The 15,607-nt window shown below is 74.0% G+C and carries 20 protein-coding genes; 7 read left to right on the top strand and 13 right to left on the bottom strand.

Annotation, left to right across the window (positions count from 1 at the left end; translation table 11 throughout):
- The first annotated feature begins 39 nt into the window (after positions 1–39).
- Entirely contained in the window at positions 40–1,050 is a 1,011-nt protein-coding gene (locus tag VR45_RS08170) for an iron ABC transporter permease (RefSeq protein WP_234325881.1), read from the top strand.
- A complete protein-coding gene (locus tag VR45_RS08165; protein ID WP_045938993.1) occupies positions 1,047–1,871 on the top strand; it encodes a heme ABC transporter ATP-binding protein in 825 nt (274 codons plus the stop codon). Before VR45_RS08170 ends, VR45_RS08165 begins: the two co-directional genes overlap by 4 nt.
- Before the next feature lie 57 nt (positions 1,872–1,928).
- Here VR45_RS08165 and VR45_RS08160 read toward each other — a convergent pair whose 3' ends face one another.
- From VR45_RS08160 to VR45_RS08150, 3 genes are all read right to left on the bottom strand, one after another.
- A complete protein-coding gene (locus VR45_RS08160) occupies positions 1,929–2,144 on the bottom strand; it encodes a dodecin (protein WP_030397551.1) in 216 nt (71 codons plus the stop codon).
- A 134-nt stretch (positions 2,145–2,278) separates the two neighbouring features.
- Complete coding sequence (locus VR45_RS08155; RefSeq protein WP_045938992.1) at positions 2,279–3,235, bottom strand: asparaginase; 957 nt, start codon at positions 3,233–3,235, stop codon at positions 2,279–2,281.
- A gap of 75 nt (positions 3,236–3,310) precedes the next feature.
- On the bottom strand, positions 3,311–3,892 hold the full coding sequence (locus VR45_RS08150; protein ID WP_063772435.1) for a hypothetical protein: 582 nt from the start codon (positions 3,890–3,892) through the stop codon (positions 3,311–3,313).
- A gap of 523 nt (positions 3,893–4,415) precedes the next feature.
- On the opposite strand from VR45_RS08150, the gene dtd reads away from it, so the two are divergent.
- The gene (gene dtd / locus VR45_RS08145; protein WP_030397548.1) at positions 4,416–4,856 is read left to right on the top strand and encodes a D-aminoacyl-tRNA deacylase; all 441 of its coding nucleotides are present in this window, start codon (positions 4,416–4,418) and stop codon (positions 4,854–4,856) included.
- A 46-nt stretch (positions 4,857–4,902) separates the two neighbouring features.
- On the opposite strand, the gene VR45_RS08140 is transcribed toward dtd, so the two are convergent.
- The 3 genes from VR45_RS08140 to VR45_RS08130 all read right to left on the bottom strand — a co-directional run bounded on the left by VR45_RS08140 (position 4,903) and on the right by VR45_RS08130 (position 7,055).
- Complete coding sequence (locus VR45_RS08140; protein WP_045939020.1) at positions 4,903–5,865, bottom strand: glycine cleavage T C-terminal barrel domain-containing protein; 963 nt, start codon at positions 5,863–5,865, stop codon at positions 4,903–4,905.
- Positions 5,866–5,884: 19 nt separating this feature from the next.
- The gene (locus tag VR45_RS08135) at positions 5,885–6,349 is read right to left on the bottom strand and encodes a Fur family transcriptional regulator (RefSeq protein WP_045938991.1); all 465 of its coding nucleotides are present in this window, start codon (positions 6,347–6,349) and stop codon (positions 5,885–5,887) included.
- Positions 6,350–6,452: 103 nt separating this feature from the next.
- The gene (locus VR45_RS08130) at positions 6,453–7,055 is read right to left on the bottom strand and encodes an FABP family protein (protein WP_045938990.1); all 603 of its coding nucleotides are present in this window, start codon (positions 7,053–7,055) and stop codon (positions 6,453–6,455) included.
- 273 nt (positions 7,056–7,328) lie between these two features.
- On the opposite strand from VR45_RS08130, the gene VR45_RS08125 reads away from it, so the two are divergent.
- Entirely contained in the window at positions 7,329–7,697 is a 369-nt protein-coding gene (locus tag VR45_RS08125) for a DsrE family protein (protein ID WP_045938989.1), read from the top strand.
- Here VR45_RS08125 and VR45_RS08120 read toward each other — a convergent pair.
- The 7 genes from VR45_RS08120 to VR45_RS08095 all read right to left on the bottom strand — a co-directional run bounded on the left by VR45_RS08120 (position 7,694) and on the right by VR45_RS08095 (position 12,690).
- Positions 7,694–7,963, bottom strand: coding sequence for a DUF3099 domain-containing protein (locus VR45_RS08120; protein ID WP_045938988.1), 270 nt, complete (start codon positions 7,961–7,963; stop codon positions 7,694–7,696). The two genes, VR45_RS08125 and VR45_RS08120, sit on opposite strands and share 4 nt — an antisense overlap.
- Before the next feature lie 69 nt (positions 7,964–8,032).
- The gene (locus tag VR45_RS08115) at positions 8,033–8,323 is read right to left on the bottom strand and encodes a DUF1416 domain-containing protein (RefSeq protein WP_030397542.1); all 291 of its coding nucleotides are present in this window, start codon (positions 8,321–8,323) and stop codon (positions 8,033–8,035) included.
- 40 nt (positions 8,324–8,363) lie between these two features.
- On the bottom strand, positions 8,364–9,197 hold the full coding sequence (locus VR45_RS08110) for a sulfurtransferase (protein ID WP_045938987.1): 834 nt from the start codon (positions 9,195–9,197) through the stop codon (positions 8,364–8,366).
- 257 nt (positions 9,198–9,454) lie between these two features.
- A complete protein-coding gene (locus VR45_RS50485) occupies positions 9,455–9,535 on the bottom strand; it encodes an Ms5788A family Cys-rich leader peptide (RefSeq protein WP_350517234.1) in 81 nt (26 codons plus the stop codon).
- 225 nt (positions 9,536–9,760) lie between these two features.
- Positions 9,761–10,477, bottom strand: coding sequence for a DUF2993 domain-containing protein (locus VR45_RS08105; protein ID WP_045938986.1), 717 nt, complete (start codon positions 10,475–10,477; stop codon positions 9,761–9,763).
- A gap of 228 nt (positions 10,478–10,705) precedes the next feature.
- Positions 10,706–12,385, bottom strand: coding sequence for a hypothetical protein (locus VR45_RS08100; protein ID WP_159394146.1), 1,680 nt, complete (start codon positions 12,383–12,385; stop codon positions 10,706–10,708).
- Positions 12,386–12,390: 5 nt separating this feature from the next.
- Positions 12,391–12,690 (bottom strand): MoaD/ThiS family protein, encoded by a 300-nt coding sequence (locus VR45_RS08095; RefSeq protein ID WP_045938985.1) that lies wholly within the window; start codon positions 12,688–12,690, stop codon positions 12,391–12,393.
- Positions 12,691–13,373: 683 nt separating this feature from the next.
- On the opposite strand from VR45_RS08095, the gene VR45_RS08090 reads away from it, so the two are divergent.
- The 3 genes from VR45_RS08090 to VR45_RS08080 form a co-directional block, all read left to right on the top strand.
- Positions 13,374–14,108 carry a response regulator transcription factor gene (locus VR45_RS08090; protein ID WP_045938984.1) on the top strand — a complete coding sequence of 245 codons (735 nt, stop codon included), beginning with the start codon at positions 13,374–13,376 and terminating at the stop codon, positions 14,106–14,108.
- 148 nt (positions 14,109–14,256) lie between these two features.
- Positions 14,257–15,303, top strand: coding sequence for a LacI family DNA-binding transcriptional regulator (locus VR45_RS08085; RefSeq protein WP_045938983.1), 1,047 nt, complete (start codon positions 14,257–14,259; stop codon positions 15,301–15,303).
- 106 nt (positions 15,304–15,409) lie between these two features.
- Positions 15,410–15,607: hypothetical protein (locus tag VR45_RS08080; RefSeq protein WP_045938982.1), on the top strand; the 198-nt coding region annotated here is incomplete at its 3' end.

The raw sequence follows: 15,607 nt of genomic DNA, 5'->3' as shown, positions 1-15,607 counted from the left end.
AGCGCCGTCACGACCGCGCGGCGGCCCGGCCGGACCACCCTGCTCACCGTCGGCCTGGCCGTCGCCCTGGTGGTCTGCGCGGTGCTCGCGGCCGGGATCGGCGCCTACCGGATCCCGCTCGGCGACATCCTCGCCTCCTTCGGCCACCGGCTCGGCCTCGGCGGCCACGAGCTCGACCGCGTCCCCGAGTCGGTGCTCTGGAACGTCCGGCTGCCCCGGGTGGTGCTGGCCCTGCTGGTCGGCGGCTCGCTCGGCTGCGCGGGCGCCCTGATGCAGGGCGTGTTCGGCAACCCGCTCGCCGAACCGGCCGTCATCGGCGTCTCCTCCGGCGGCGCGGTCGGCGCCGTCGGCTGCATCGTGCTCGGCCTGGACGCGCTCGGCACCTGGACGGTGACCGCCTCCGCCTTCGTCACCGGCCTGCTGACGGTCTTCGCGGTGTACGCGATGTCCCGCTCCGGCGGCCGCTCCGAGGTGGTCACCCTGATCCTCACCGGCGTCGCGGTGAACGCCTTCTGCGGTGCGCTGATCGGCCTGTTCCTGTTCACCGCCGACACCGCCGCGATCAGCCAGGTCACCTTCTGGCAGCTCGGCTCGCTCTCGCAGGCCACCTGGGGCAAGGTCCTCGGCGTGCTCCCGTTCGCGCTCGTCGGCCTCGCCGTCGCGCCCCGCTACGCCCGCTCGCTGGACCTGCTGGCGCTCGGCGAACGGCCCGCCCGGCACCTCGGCGTGGACGTCGAGCGGATGCGGCTGGTGCTGATCACCGTCGTCGCCCTGCTCACCGCCGCCGCGGTCGCGGTCAGCGGCATCATCGGCTTCGTCGGCCTGGTCGTCCCGCACCTGCTGCGGATGCTCGCCGGACCGGGCCACCGCTTCCTGCTGCCCGCCTCCGCGCTCGCCGGCGCGCTCGTCCTGGTCGCCGCCGACCTCGCCGCCCGCACCCTGGCCGAACCGGCCGAACTCCCGCTCGGGGTACTCACCGCGCTGATCGGCAGCCCGTTCTTCTTCTGGCTGCTGCGCCGCACCAGGACCAAGCAGGGAGGCTGGGCATGAGGCTCGGACTGCGCAACCGTCCCGAGGTGCCCGAACGCCCCGCCCCGGGCAGCGAACTGCTCACCGCCGAGGCCGTCCGGCTGAGCCTCGGCGGACGCGAGCTGCTGGCGGGCGCGGAGGTCCGGGTCACGGCCGGCGAAGTGGTCGCCCTGCTCGGACCGAACGGCGCCGGCAAGTCCACCCTGCTCTCCGTCCTGGCCGGCGACCTCGTCCCGAGCGCGGGCGAAGTCCGGCTGGACGGCCGCCCGCTGACCGACTACCGGCCCCTCGACCTCGCCCGGCGGCGCGCGCTGCTCCCGCAGGCGGCCGCGCTGTCCTTCCCGTTCCCGGCCGACGAGGTGGTCCGGATGGGCCGCGCCCCCTGGGCGGGCACCACCGCCGCCGAGGAGGACGACCGGGTGGTCGCCGAGGCGATGGCCGCCACCGAGTCCGCCGCGTTCACCGGACGGCCGTTCACCGCCCTCTCCGGCGGCGAACGGGCCCGGGTCGCCCTGGCCCGGGTGCTCGCCCAGCGCGCTGCCCTGCTGCTGCTGGACGAACCCACCGCCGCGCTCGACCTGCGGCACCAGGAACTCGTGCTGCGCCTCGCCCGGACCCGGGCCGCCGCCGGGGACGGCGTGGTCGTCGTCCTGCACGACCTGTCGCTGGCGGCGGCCTACGCGGACCGCGTGGTGCTGCTGGCCGACGGCGCCACCGTCGCCGACGGGCCGGTGGCGGAGGTGCTGCGGGCGCCGCTGCTCAGCGAGGTGTACGGGCACCCGGTCGAGGTGCTGCCGCACCCGCGGACGGGTGTGCCGCTGGTGCTGCCGGAACGCCGGTAGCCCGGCCGGCTCCCCCGGCCCGCCGCCGTCGTCAGCGCTCGCCGTCAGCCCTCACTGTCAGCCCTCGTCGTCCAGCCGGAAGCCGATCTTCAGGCCGACCTGGAAGTGCTGGATCCCGCCGTCCGCGAGATGCCCCCGGACCTGCGTCACCTCGAACCAGTCGAGGTTGCGCAGGGTCCGGGAGGCGCGTTCCACGCCGTTGCGGATCGCGGCGTCGATGCTCTCGGTCGAGGACCCGACGATCTCGGTCACCCGGTACACGTGCTCGCTCATGACGGACTCCCTCAGCTGTGCGACGGCCCCCGATCCACCGTGCACCGGGCCCCGCCCGTCCGCACTCCGGCAACCGCCGGACGGAGCGGGGGCGGGACCCCGGGGCGGGCGGACCCGCCCCGGGAGCTCACTCGTCAGAACGCCGCGCGGACCTCGCCCACCGGGATGCCGCCGCCCAGCAGCGGCGCGGCGGCGATCCGGTCGATCGTGCCGTCCTCGGTGCTGACCCCGAGCCGGCGCAGGGCGGCGGCGAGGACCGGGCCGCGGGCCCGCTCCGCACCGTCGTCGATCTTGAAGGCGAGCGCCCGGCCGTCCGGCAGCGCGACCGCCTGGACGGCCTCGGCGCCCATCTTGGCGAGCGCGCCCGGCACCGCCCGCATCAGCCGGGTGTCGGCGCGGCGGGTGCCGGCCACGTACTCGGGGTGCGCCCGCATCGCGTCGGCGACCCGGCGCTGCGGGGTGCCGGGCTCGGCCAGCAGCAGGGAGCGGTAGCCGCGGGCCAGGCCGGTCAGGCTGACGGCCAGCAGCGGCGCGCCGCAGCCGTCCACCCCGGCGTGCGCGGAGGTCTCGCCGACGGCCTCCTCCAGGGCCTCCCGGGCCAGCCGCTGGATCGGGTGCGCCGGGTCGAGGTAGCTGTCGGTGGGCCAGTCGTTGGCCACGCAGGCGGCCAGCCAGCCGGCGTGCTTGCCGGAGCAGTCCATCAGCACGGGCTCGTGGTCACCGCCCCAGCGCAGGTGGAGTTCGGCCTCCATCTCGTCCAGCGGGAGGTCGGCAGGGGTGCGCAGGGCCGACTCGTCCAGGCCGGCGTCGGCCAGTATCCGCCGCACACCGGCAAGGTGGAACGATTCTGCGGAGTGGCTGGACGCCGCCAGCGCCAGCAGCTCGCCCTCCAGCGCCAGCCCGGCCCGCAGGGTGGCCACCGCCTGGAAGGGCTTGGCGCAGGAGCGGGGGAACACCGGAGCGTCCGGCGCGCCGAGGGCGAACTCGACCGAGCCGTCGGCGGCGAGCAGGACCAGCGAGCCGTGGTGCCGGCCCTCGACGAAGCCCGAACGGACGACCTCGGCGAGCACGGGCAGGGCAGGGTTGGACATGGCGAAGAGCCTTCCGGAGGTGAGGGTGGGCCGGGGGCGAGCCGGGCCCGTCCCCACTCCGGGTGCCTCGTCCGATCAGAGCGGGCCGCCTGCGAGCAGGTCGTCGACCCGTGCTTCCCCATCACGGTACCTGCGGGTGATTTCGGCGTTGCAGCCGTCCGCCGTCCGCAGCAGCAGCTGCCGCCGCCCGGACACCTCGCGCTCGTGCGCGCGCAGCCGTTCCAGCGCCGCCAGCAGGTCCGCCGCCGGGTGCGCGGCCAGGTCGGCCAGCTGCACGTCACCCATCAAGGTGTCCGCCTCCAGCTGGGACTGCTGCCCGCGCGGCGGCCCCAGGGTGACGTGCCGGGCCGAGCGGCGGACGGTCGGCGCCGCGTCCGTCAGGATGGCCGGCAGCCGCTCCAGCAGGGCGCCGGCCGGCTCCGCCGGGTCCGCCGGACGGGCCGCGCCGCCGTCGGGCCGGCGGTCCAGCTCGGCCAGCAGGATGTCCATCCGGCCGTGCAGCAGCCGCCGCAGGTAGGAGAGGTCCTCCTCCTGCTCCAGGGTCTCCCGGCGCAGGATCCGCAGCTGGTCCAGGCCCAGCCCTTCGAGGTCCGGTCCGGACCCGGGGTCCTCCGGCGCCCGCTCGTACCGGTCCTGTGCCGTGCCGATCGCGTCCATCAACCAACCCACCTGCCGTCGTCCCGATCCCGCCCGCTCGCGGCACCCCGTCGCCTGCCGCCGGTCCGGCCCGTCACCGCCGCGCGCGCCGTCGGCGCGTTCCCGTCCGGAGGCACGCCCGGACGCCCGCGATGGTTCCCTCCCCCGGCCGTGGCCACCCACCGGGGCGACACGACCAGAACGCCTGACCTACCGGCTCGACCGCCCGGCCGAACCGGGCCCGGCGCGGCGGACCTTCGGCGCCCCGGACCACGGACGTGTCCGGCCTCCTCCGCATGACGCGGCGGACGGCCGGATCCGCCCTTGTACGGTCCCCCAGCGTGCCACCCCGCCCACCGCCGCCGCACCGCCCGTGCACCCGAACGGCCCCCTGGCGAAGAGGGGTGGCTGATACGACCGAAGCTTTTCGCAGCAAGAGCGGCGCCTAGGAGCGCGCAGGCGCACGCTACCCGGCGCACGCCAGGCCAACAGGCGCCCCTGGGGGGCCTGCTCGCGCCCCCACCGCCTCCGGCAGAATGACCGCATGCGAGCAGTGGTGCAGCGAGTGAGCGAGGCCCGGGTGACGGTGGCCGGGGAGACCGTCGGCGCGATCGAGGGGCCCGGGCTCTGCGCCCTGGTCGGCGTCACCCACGACGACACCCCCGCCAAGGCGGCCCAGCTCGCCCGCAAGCTCTGGACCCTGCGGCTGCTGCCCGCCGACGGGGACGGCGTCGAGCGGTCCTGCTCGGACATCGCGGCGCCGCTGCTGGTCATCAGCCAGTTCACGCTCTACGGCGACGCCCGCAAGGGCCGCCGCCCCACCTGGAACGCCGCCGCGCCCGGCCCGGTCGCCGAGCCGCTGGTGGACGAGGTGGTCGCCCAACTGCGCGCGCTCGGCGCCGAGGTCGAGACCGGCCGTTTCGGCGCCGACATGAAGGTGGCGCTGGTGAACGACGGCCCGTTCACCGTCCTGGTCGAGGTCTGATCCCCGGCGGGGTCCGAGCGTCGGGCCCGCCCCCGCCGGACCGCCGCTACTGCGGGACGATCACGTCCTGCGTGCCCGGCACCGTGCCGGCCAGCAGCACCGCGTCCACCGGCACGTTCCGCTTCACGACGGCCAGCGCGACCGGCCCGAGCTCGTGGTGGCGCGCGGAGGAGGTCACGAAGCCCAGCGAGCGCCCCTGCGGGTCCGAGGCGAGCCGCACCTCCGTCCCGTGCGGGGGCAGCACCTCCTCGGTGCCGTCCAGGTGCAGGAAGACCAGCCGGCGCGGCGGCCGCCCCAGGTTGTGCACCCGGGCCACCGTCTCCTGCCCCCGGTAGCAGCCCTTCTGCAGGTGGACGGCGGTGGCCAGCCAGTCCACCTCGTGCGGGATGGTCCGGTGGTCGGTCTCGAAGCCGAGCCGCGGCCGGTGGCCCTCGATCCGCAGCGCCTCGTACGCCCAGACGCCGGCCGCCGGGCCGTAGCCCGAGGTCAGTGCGGCGAGTTCGGCGCGCGGCAGGAAGAGGTCCCGCCCGTAGGTCAGCTCGCGGACGGCGGCCGCGCCCTCGGCGGAGACGGTCGAGCCGGCCGGCAGGTGGACCACCGCGAAGTCGGCGGTCGCGTCGGCCACCTCGACCCGGTAGAAGAACTTCATGCTCTCCAGGTAGCCGATCAGCGCCTGCTGGGTGCCCGGCTCGACGTGCGCCCAGGTGGTGGTGCCGTCGTCGACCAGGTAGAGGGCGTGCTCGACGTGCCCGTTCGGGGAGAGCACCAGCGCCTCGGTGGCCTGCCCCGACGGCAGCGCGCTGACGTGCTGGGTGAGCAGCAGGTGCAGCCAGCTCAGCCGGTCGTCGCCGGTGACGGTGAGCACCCCGCGGTGCGAGAGGTCGACGAAGCCGGACCCCTGGGCGAGGCTCCGTTGCTCGCGGAAGATGTCGCCGTAATGGGCGGCGACGCCCTCGTCGGCGCCCTCGGCGGGGACGGCTCCGGGCAGCGCAAGCAGCGGGCTCTTCAGACCGGTCATACCGGCAAGCTTACGACCGCTCGGCGGCGCGCTTCGCGGAGCAGTCGGCGCAGCGGCCGAAGATGGCGAAATGCTTGAGGTCGGTGTCGAAACCGTGCTGCGCACGCAGGCTGTCGATCAGCGGCTGGGCGATCTCGGTACCGGTCTCGGTGACCTTCTCGCAGTCCCGGCAGACCAGGTGCAGATGGTGGTGGCGGCCGGCCAGGTGGTAGGTCGGGGCGCCGTGGCCGAGGTGGGCGTGCGAGACCAGGCCGAGCTCCTCCAGCAGCTCCAGGGTCCGGTAGACGGTGGAGATGTTGACGCCGCTGGCGGTCTGCCGGACGTGGCAGAGGATGTCGTCCGGGGTGGCGTGGTCGAGCGCGTCGACCGCCTCCAGGACGAGCTGTCGCTGCGGGGTGAGCCGGTAGCCGCGTTCGCGCAGGTCGGCCTTCCAGTCGCCGGAGAGCTGCCAGTCGGTGGTGCCGGTGTCCGCCACGGTCCTGTTCCCTGCCAAACGTCGGGGGTCCTGAAGCAAGTGTAGGGACCGGCCGACGGGCCGGTCCCTGTACCTGTGCGCCTCGGCGGACGCCGCGCGCTTCCTACTTGAAGAACGCGATGCCGTCGTCCGGCAGGTCGTTGATGTCCTTGATCAGCTGGGCCGGCGAGAGCACCTTCTTCAGCTGGGCGGACATGTACGGGCGCAGCGGGACGTTCGGGGCGGCCTTCTCGCCGACCCAGAGCAGTTCCTCGTTGACGAAGCCGTAGAGCCGCTTGCCGCCCGAGTACTCCGGGGAGCCCTCGATCCGGGCCACCGCGTCGGTGGAGACGTCGATCTGCGGCTTGCCGTCGGCCAGCTCGCCGTACCAGATCTCCACCGTGCCGTCGTCGCGGACGGAGGAGATCTCGATCCCGCGGGCACCGCTGGCGCCGTGCTGGTTGCTGGTCACGCGCCAGAAGGCGTGCTCGTTCTCCAGCGGACGGACCTTCTCGCCCTCGTTGTCCAGCACCCAGGAGCGGGAGCGGAACTCCAGGAAGGGCCGTCCGTCGTGACGGATGACGATCTCCTGGCCGAAGTTGCACTTCTCGGTGTCCTGGCCCTCCGAGCCCGGCAGGGGGGCGTAGACGCCCGCGCCCTCCCAGGTGCCGAGGAGGAAGGCCAGCGGGACGACGTCCTTGTGGAGGTCAGAGGGGATCTCGATCATGTTCCTGGTCGCTGTCGTCGGTGCGGGATCACTTCAACCGTACGGCAGTCGCTCAGCGCTGGCCCTGGTACAGCTTCATCACCGAGAAGACGGCGAACCAGGTGATCAGCACGGCCATGAGGGCCAGCAGACCGTCGAAGAAGATTTCCAGACCGGACACGGGGGGCTCCCAGGGCGGCGACAGTGTGTGGATTTTGCTGCCGCTCACTCTATCCGGCGGGCACCGACGGGTCTCGGTGAGCCCCACCACGTCGGCGATCTAGTGTGTCGGGCATGTCGTCTCAGAAGAAGCTCGTCATCAAGGTCACCGCCGGAGCGGACGCGCCGGAGCGGTGCTCGCAGGCGTTCACGGTGGCGGCGGTCGCCGTCGCCAGCGGGGTCGAGGTCTCGCTCTGGCTGACCGGGGAGTCGTCCTGGTTCGCCCTGCCCGGGCGCGCGGCCGAGTTCGAGCTGCCGCACGCGGCCCCGCTGCCGGACCTGCTGGAGTCGATCCTGGCGGCCGGCACGGTCACCCTCTGCACGCAGTGCGCGGTGCGGCGCGGGATCGAGCAGAAGGACACCGTCGAGGGCGTCCGGATCGCGGGCGCGCAGGTCTTCGTCAGCGAGATCATGGCCGACGACGTGCAGGCGCTCGTCTACTAGCGGTCCTCCCGGTCGGGGCGGTCCCGGTCGTGGCCGGGGTCGTCCCACTTCGGGTCCTCCCAGCGCGGGTCGTTCCACCAGTCGTCCTCGGGGTCCCGCTTGTTGGCGAAGACCGCGGCGGCGGGCGGGATCACCATCGCGACCACGCACATGCCGATCGCGGCCGGGACGGACCAGAACCGCACCACGCCCCAGGCCAGCACGAACAGCCCGAGGCAGACGGCCATCATGGCGAAGTAGTAGCGGTGTCGCCGGCGTGCCTGCACACGTCCACGGTATGCCCGAGGGCCCCCGCTCCGCAGGGGCCCTCGGTGACACCGGTCCGTCGTGGACGGTCAGACCGCGATCGCGACCTCGGTCAGGTTGCCCTGGGAGGCGACCACCTGGCGGTCCACGGTCTGGCCCGGGATGAGCGCCCGCAGGGTCCACTTGCCCGGGCGGGCGAAGAACCGGAACTGGCCGGTCGCCGAGGTGGGCACCTCCGCCGTGAACTCGCCGCCCTCGTCGAGCAGTCGGACGTAGCCGTTGACCGGCTCGCCGTCGCGGGTCACGGAACCCTGGATGATCGTCTCGTTCGCCACGTCAACTCCTGCCAGGTCCGGCCCACCGGCCTTCGCACCGCACATGTCTTGTCTTCCCTTCAGCCTTACGGGTGGAGCGGACGGCTCAGTTGCCGAGCTCGATCGGCACGCCGACGAGGCTGCCGTACTCGGTCCAGGAACCGTCGTAGTTCTTCACGTTCTCCTGGCCGAGCAGCTCGTGCAGGACGAACCAGGTGAGCGCGGAGCGCTCGCCGATGCGGCAGTAGGCGATGGTGTCCTTCGCCAGGTCGATGCCCTCGGCCTCGTACAGGGCCTTGAGCTCGTCGTCGCTCTTGAAGGTGCCGTCGTCGTTGGCGTTCTTCGCCCACGGGATGTTGCGCGCGGAGGGCACGTGGCCGGGGCGCTGCGACTGCTCCTGCGGGAGGTGGGCCGGGGCGAGCAGCTTGCCGGAGAACTCGTCGGGCGAGCGGACGTCGACCAGGTTGAGGGTGCCGATGGCGGCGATCACGTCGTCACGGAAGGCCCGGATCGAGGAGTCGACGGGCTGCGCCGTGTACGCGGTCGCGGCGCGCTGCGGCACCTCGGAGACCAGGTCGCGGGAGTCGAGCTCCCACTTCTTGCGGCCGCCGTCGAGCAGGCGGACGTCACCGTGGCCGTACAGCTTGAAGTACCAGTAGGCGTACGAGGCGAACCAGTTGTTGTTGCCGCCGTAGAGGACGACGGTGTCGTCGTTGGCGATGCCCTTGGCGCTGAGCAGCGCCTCGAAGCCGGCCTGGTCGATGAAGTCGCGGCGGACCGGGTCCTGGAGGTCGGACTTCCAGTCGATCCGGACGGCGTTGCGGATGTGGTTCTTGTCGTAGGCGGAGGTGTCCTCGTCGACCTCGACGATGACGACCTTCGGGTCGTCCAGGCGGGCCTGGACCCAGTCGGCGTCGACCAGGACGTCGCTGCGGCTCATGGTGATGTTCTCCATCCGGGGGCGGTTTGCGGAAGGTGGTGCTGCTGGTGGCTGCTTCGGGTGCTGCGGCGCAGCGGGGGTGCGGTCGCCCGTCGGACGCCGGTCCGAATTCCTGTCCGAATAGTGGGACATGCGGCGGCGTGCGGTGCGAGCGGGCGAGAGGTGCTGAGCAGGGCGGCCGCGCCCGGCCCGAGGGGCCGGCACAGGTCACCGGAGAAATCGGCGGCGGGCGGCAACTGCCCTGCCAGGACGCCGAGTCAGCGCATTCGACACAGACAGGCGGCCACGCGGCACAGGTCTACCGCCCGCCGCTTCGTGAGGTCCGTCTGTCGCTTCATGCCGACGATGCTAGGGACACCCGACGCCCGCTGTCATCAGCGTATCGAATACCGAGACCAGATCGCTCGGATGCTGGGATTTGACCCTCTCATGGGCATCGGGAACCGGCCACGGCCCGGGCGACGGGGCCCCGGGGGCCGGTCCTGGGGCGGGAACAGCACCGCTCCGCGGCCGGCGCTGGACAGCGCGTCTCGCGGAGCGGAACGGTGGACGGCGGGGTCCGGTCAGCCGATGAGCTTGACGTCCTTGCCCTCGAAGGAGAGCCGGAAGCCCTCCTCCTGCGGTGTCACCGAGGCGAGGTTCAGCCCGGCGGGCAGCGCGGCGAGGGTGAAGCTGATCGGGTCGATGGCCTGGTCCGACACCCCGGCGAGCAGCGAGGCCATCGCGCTCATCCGGAAGCCGTCCACCGTCACGGTGTTCCCCTTGTTGTGCACCGAGGCCTCACCGACCGGGAACGGTCCGAGCGAGGCCTTGACCTTGCCCGGCCCGCCGTAGGAGAGGCTCAGCCTGGTGTTGGCGCCGAGCGAGAGCCGGCCCGCGTTCGGCACCAGCTCCGAGGCCGGCGGCAGCAGCCTCGACAGGTCCGCGTAGTCGATCAGACCGGACCCGGAACCGGTGTCCACGGTGGCGCTGCTCATGTTGTCACTGACCTCGACACCGGAAAGTCTGGCCGAGAAGGAGTGCAGCGCGACCTTGTCCTTGCCCTCGCCGACGGTCAGCCCGTCGGCGGAGATCCGCACATCGTCCAGCTTCTGCGAGACGACCTGGGTGAGGAACGGGAAGCCCTCGATCGACACGTGCGGCTTCTGGCTCATCCGGCCGCTCTTCAGGATCTGGTCGGCCGCCTCGTCCTCGGCGACCCCCACGGCGATCCGGTCGGCGCCCACCAGCACCCCCGAGAGCACCACCAGGCCGATCGTCGCCTTCAGCCAGCCGCGCATCGCTCTCCCCCGTCGTCGCCGGTCGCTGTCGTTCGCTGTCGTTCGCTTTGGTGCGCTGTGGTGCGCTGTCGTGCACCGTCCCCGCGCCGCGGTCGCGTCGCGGTCGGTCCCCACGGCGGCGGATCCGGGTACTCCGGTACGGCCGCTCCGCACGACCGTACGACGTCCCGCCCCGGAGCATGGTTCCGGGGCGGGACGTCGTGGGGAAGGCCGCCTCGGCGGCGGCGGTCAGCCGAGCAGGGTCGTGGCGATCCACACCAGCGGCGCCGCGACCGCGAGCGGCAGCGCCACGCCCGCCGTCATGTGCACGAACCGGGACGGGAAGTCGTACCCCGCCACCCGGCGGCCGATCAGCGCGCCGAGACCGGCCGCCGCACCCAGCGCCGGCGGGGCGCCGACCGCGAGACCCAGCCCGACCGCCGCGAGCAGCCCCAGCAACGGGCCCAGCCACTTCGGCCCGGGCAGCGGCGCGGCCGCCAGCAGCGTCGCCAGCGCGACTGCCCCGACCGCCGCCGGCACCCAGTCCGACAGCAGCAGCGCCGTGCAGAGCACCGTCACCACGGTGGCCGAGCCGAGCACGGTGAGCGCGTAGAACCGCTCCTTCGGATCGGCCGGCCGGAACGTCTGCAGCACCAGGACCAGCAGGAAGAACCCGCCGAGCGTGCCGACCACGGCCGCCGTGCCGCCGTCCTCGTCGGCCAGCAGCACCGCCACGTCGGCCACCACGCCGGACAGCGCGGCCAGCGCGATGCCCTGCCGGGCCGGCCACATGCCGTTCAGCCGGAACCAGCCGGCCGCCGTCAGGCCCTGGAGCAGTACGAGCACCAGCGCCAGCCCGACCTGGCCGAGCGCCGCGCCACCGGCCAGCAGGGCGGCGGCACCGGCGGTGATCAGCGCCGGCTGGAGACCGGGGTCGTTGATCGGCGAACCGGTCCGGACGGCGGGCGCCGCCGGAGCCGCCGCCTGAACCGGAGCCGGAGCGGCCGGGACCGGCACCGGGGCGGTGAACGGCGCGGCCGGAGCCGCGGGGGCGCCGTGGCCGCCGGGCGCCGCGTGCGCGTTCTGCGCGGCGCGGGCCGCCCTGGCGGCACGGGCGGCGGCCGGGTCGGTCAGCACGGGGGCCGGCGGCTCCGGACGCTTCAGGGTCATGGTCGGCTGGTCGAGGGCCTGCCCCTGGTCCGGCACCGGCGCCGGGGCGTGGGCCTGCACCGGGGCCTGCGCGTGGGCCGGGGCCTGGGTCTGCGCCGGGCCCTGGCCGTACGGGGCCCCGGCGGGCGGCTGGCCCTGCGGCCGGCCGTGCCGGGCCCGGGGCCGGTCGTGGGGCTGGGCCTGAGGCTGGGCCTGGGGCCGGTCGTGGCCGGGGAAGGGCTCCGCCGGTCGGCCCTGGACGCCCGGCGGCACCACGCCGGACACCCGCACGGGCGGGAGCAGTGCCGTCGCCTCCGCGTCGTCCAGCGGCGGCACCGGCGGGAGCAGCGCCGTCGCGGCGTCGTCCACGGCCGGACCACCACCCGGACCCGCCCCGTACGGCGGCTGCCCGTACGACGGCTGCCCGTAGGCCTGCTGCCCGTACGGCTGCTGCTGCCGGTACCCCGGCGGCTGCGCCGACGGTCCCCCGTACGGCGGTACACCCGCCCCGGGGGCGTGCGGCTGCGCCGCGAGCCCCTGCTGCGCATAAGGATCCGGCGCGTACCCCTGCTGCGGGGCGTACGGATACGGCGGCTGCTGCGGGTGGTACCCCTGCGCCCCCGGCTGCTGCATCTGCGGCTGCTCCTGCCCCGACTGCGCCGGCTGCTGCGGCGCCTGCTGCGGCTGCTGCGGCTGCCCGTACGGGTACTGCAGTTGCTGCGGCGGCTGCGGCCGGTGCTGCCCCGGCGGGCCCTCGGGGGCCCCGTTCGTCCCGGTCACGCCGCTCACCCGCCCGCGAACGGCGGGAGGACCTCGACGGTGCCGCCCTCGCTGAGCGTCACCGTCGAGTGGTCACGGCCGCCCACCGGCGAACCGTCCACCAGGTAGGAGCAGTGGCCGAGCAGCAGGACCAGCTTCGGCCGGTCTGCGTGCCGCGCCTTGGCCTCCGCCAGCGCCTCGGCCAGGGTCGCCGCCAGGTACGGCTCCTCGGCCAGCCCGGCCTCCGACTTCGCCGCCGCCCAGTAGCGGATGGTTCCGCTCACCCGAACGGCGGCCGCCGGGTCGTGCCCGGTGGTCGCGCCCATGGCAACCCCTTCTCGTCGTCCTCGCCCGTTCCCGGGTACCCCGGCCGGGTCCACCACCGGAGGCGGCCGCGCCTCCCCCGAAAGGTGTACGCGCACGGGTGCCGCCGATGTGCGTCCCATGATGGCGTGTTCGCCCGCACGAGCGGCAATCGCCCTGGCCCGGTACCCGGCGGCGCCGTCGCGAAGCTGTGGCGGGGCTCACCCGGGGCGCGCCCGAAAAGGGCCGAACCGCCGGGTCGGAGCCCTCCCGGCCCGGGGACCGGTCGGCTATCCTCGACCCCTGAGGGATCCGGGCAGAGTCGCCCCCGGGTCCTTTTGTGCTTTCAGGACGCCAGTACGGACGTTCTTGCGAATCGTCGGCCCACCCCCGGCGGTCCGCGGGAACCGCCCCGCCACGCACGGCACAACGACGTGCCGGACCCGGCAGGGGCGTCGGACAACCCCTGCTCCGGGCCGCCGCCCGGGACGGGCCAGGACCGGAAGGTTCGCGGGATGAACAGGGCAGAAACGGTGCATCGCGGGTTGCGGGACCCCCGGCGCGCGCCCCGTTCGGCCGTCCGCCTCGGCGGGTCCAACGGTTCCCACCGGGCGTCCCCCTCCTCCCCCTCACCAGCACGTGCGCCATCCGGCTGTGGCGGCAGCCGGAACGCGACCGCGACGACCCGGAAAGGGGACTACCGGGTATGAGTTCTCTGCTCCTCCTCACCAACGCGCTGCAGCCCTCCGCGGAGGTACTGCCCGCGCTCGGCCTGCTGCTGCACAGCGTCCGGGTGGCGCCCGCCGAGGGTGCCGCCCTGGTCGACACCCCCAGCGCCGACGTCATCCTGGTGGACGGCAGGCGCGACCTGCCGCAGATCCGCAGCCTCTGCCAGCTGCTGCGCTCCACCGGCATCGGCTCCCCGCTGATCCTGGTGGTGACCGAGGGCGGCCTGGCCGCCGTCACCGCGGAGTGGGGCATCGACGACGTCCTGCTCGACACCGCCGGCCCGGCCGAGGTCGAGGCCCGGCTGCGGCTCGCCCTCGGCCGGCTCCAGGTGACCACCGACGACAGCCCGATGGAGATCCGCAACGGCGACCTCTCGGTCGACGAGGCCACCTACTCGGCCAAGCTCAAGGGCCGGGTGCTCGACCTCACCTTCAAGGAGTTCGAGCTGCTCAAGTACCTCGCCCAGCACCCCGGCCGGGTCTTCACCCGGGCGCAGCTGCTGCAGGAGGTCTGGGGCTACGACTACTTCGGCGGCACCAGGACGGTCGACGTGCACGTCCGGCGGCTGCGGGCCAAGCTCGGCGTCGAGCACGAGGGCCTGATCGGCACCGTCCGCAACGTCGGCTACCGCTTCGTCGTCCCGGAGAAGCCCGACAAGGGCGAGCGCCCCGACCAGGCCGCCCGGCGCCCCGCGACGGTCCTGGAGGCCTGACCCGGCGGGCCGGGCGGGCCCACCCCGCACCGCCCGGCCCGGCCTGTCCGGATTCGCCCCACCCCGTCCGGGAGCCGCCCCTCGAACGGGCCCGGCCGGGGGGCGGTCCCCACTGCCCGGCCGCACGCCACACGCGTAGACTCCCCCCGTGGCCAAAGTGACGCGCGACGATGTAGCCCGACTGGCTGGTACCTCGACCGCGGTCGTCAGCTACGTGATCAACAACGGGCCGCGGCCGGTCGCGCCCGCCACCCGGGAGAAGGTGCTCGCCGCGATCGAGCAGCTCGGCTACCGGCCGAACAGCGTCGCGCAGGCGATGGCCTCCCGCCGCACCAACCTCATCGGCATGGTCGTCCCGGACGCCCGCCAGCCGTTCTTCGCCGAGATGGCGCACGCCGTGGAACGGGCCGCCTCCGAACGCGGCAAGCTGGTGCTGATCGGCAACTCCGACTACGTCGACGACCGCGAGGTCCACTACGTCCGCGCCTTCCTCGGCATGCGGGTCTCCGGTCTGATCCTGGTCAGCCAGGGCCCCTCCCAGCGGGCCGCCGAGGAGTTCGCCGCCATGGAGGGGGCGAAGGTCGTGCTGCTGCACCGCCGCCCCGAGGCGATCGACGACGTCGCGGTGGTCACCGACGACGTGGGCGGCGCCGAGGCCGTCGTCCGCCACCTGCTGGAGGTGCACGGGCACCCGTACGTGGCCTGCTTCGGCGGCCCGGTCGAGTCCCCCGCCCCCGGTGACCCGGTCATCGACCACGTCGAGGGCTGGCAGCGCGCCATGGACGCGCACGGCCTGCCGACCGAACCGCACCTGATCGACGCGCCCTTCCACCGCTACGGCGCCTACGACGTCGCCCTCGGCGTGCTGCGCTCCGAGAACCGCCCGCCGGCGATCTTCTGCTCCACCGACGACCAGGCCATCGGTGTCCTGCGGGCCGCCCGCGAGGTGGGCCTGCGGGTGCCGGAGGACCTCGCCGTGGCCGGCTTCGACGACGTGCCGGAGGCCGCGCTGGCCGACCCGCCGCTGACCACCGTCGCCTCCGACCGCGACGCGATGGCCCGGGCCGCGGTGGACCTCGTCCTGGACGACTCGCTGATGGTGCCCGGCTCGGACACCGAACGGGTCCGCAAGTTCCCGTCGCGCCTGGTCGTACGGCGTTCCTGCGGCTGCTCCCCGGACGGCGCCGGGGCGTAGCGCGCACCCCGGCCTGACCAGGCTTTATGAGAAGTCAACGGGCTTCTCGGACCCTTCTGAGCGCACTCTCACCGGATTCTCATCCACCGGGCGGACGTTGGTCGCCATGAGCGATCACCAGCAGTGGCAGCACCGCACCGACGGCCCGTACGACGGACCGTCCGAGCCCCCCGCCGGGTCCCCCGGGGACCGGGTCGTCCCGGGCACCGTCCTCGGCGGCAGCCGGTACGAGCGCATCGGGTACGGGAGCACCGAGCAGGACACCGCCGGGCACGGGACCACCGAGCACGGCAGCACCGGGTAC

The sequence above is a fragment of the Streptomyces sp. NRRL S-495 genome (assembly GCF_000966955.1).
GTDB lineage: Bacteria > Actinomycetota > Actinomycetes > Streptomycetales > Streptomycetaceae > Kitasatospora > Kitasatospora purpeofusca.
Note: the sequence above shows the minus strand (reverse complement) of the source record. Positions and strands in the feature narration are given on the sequence as shown.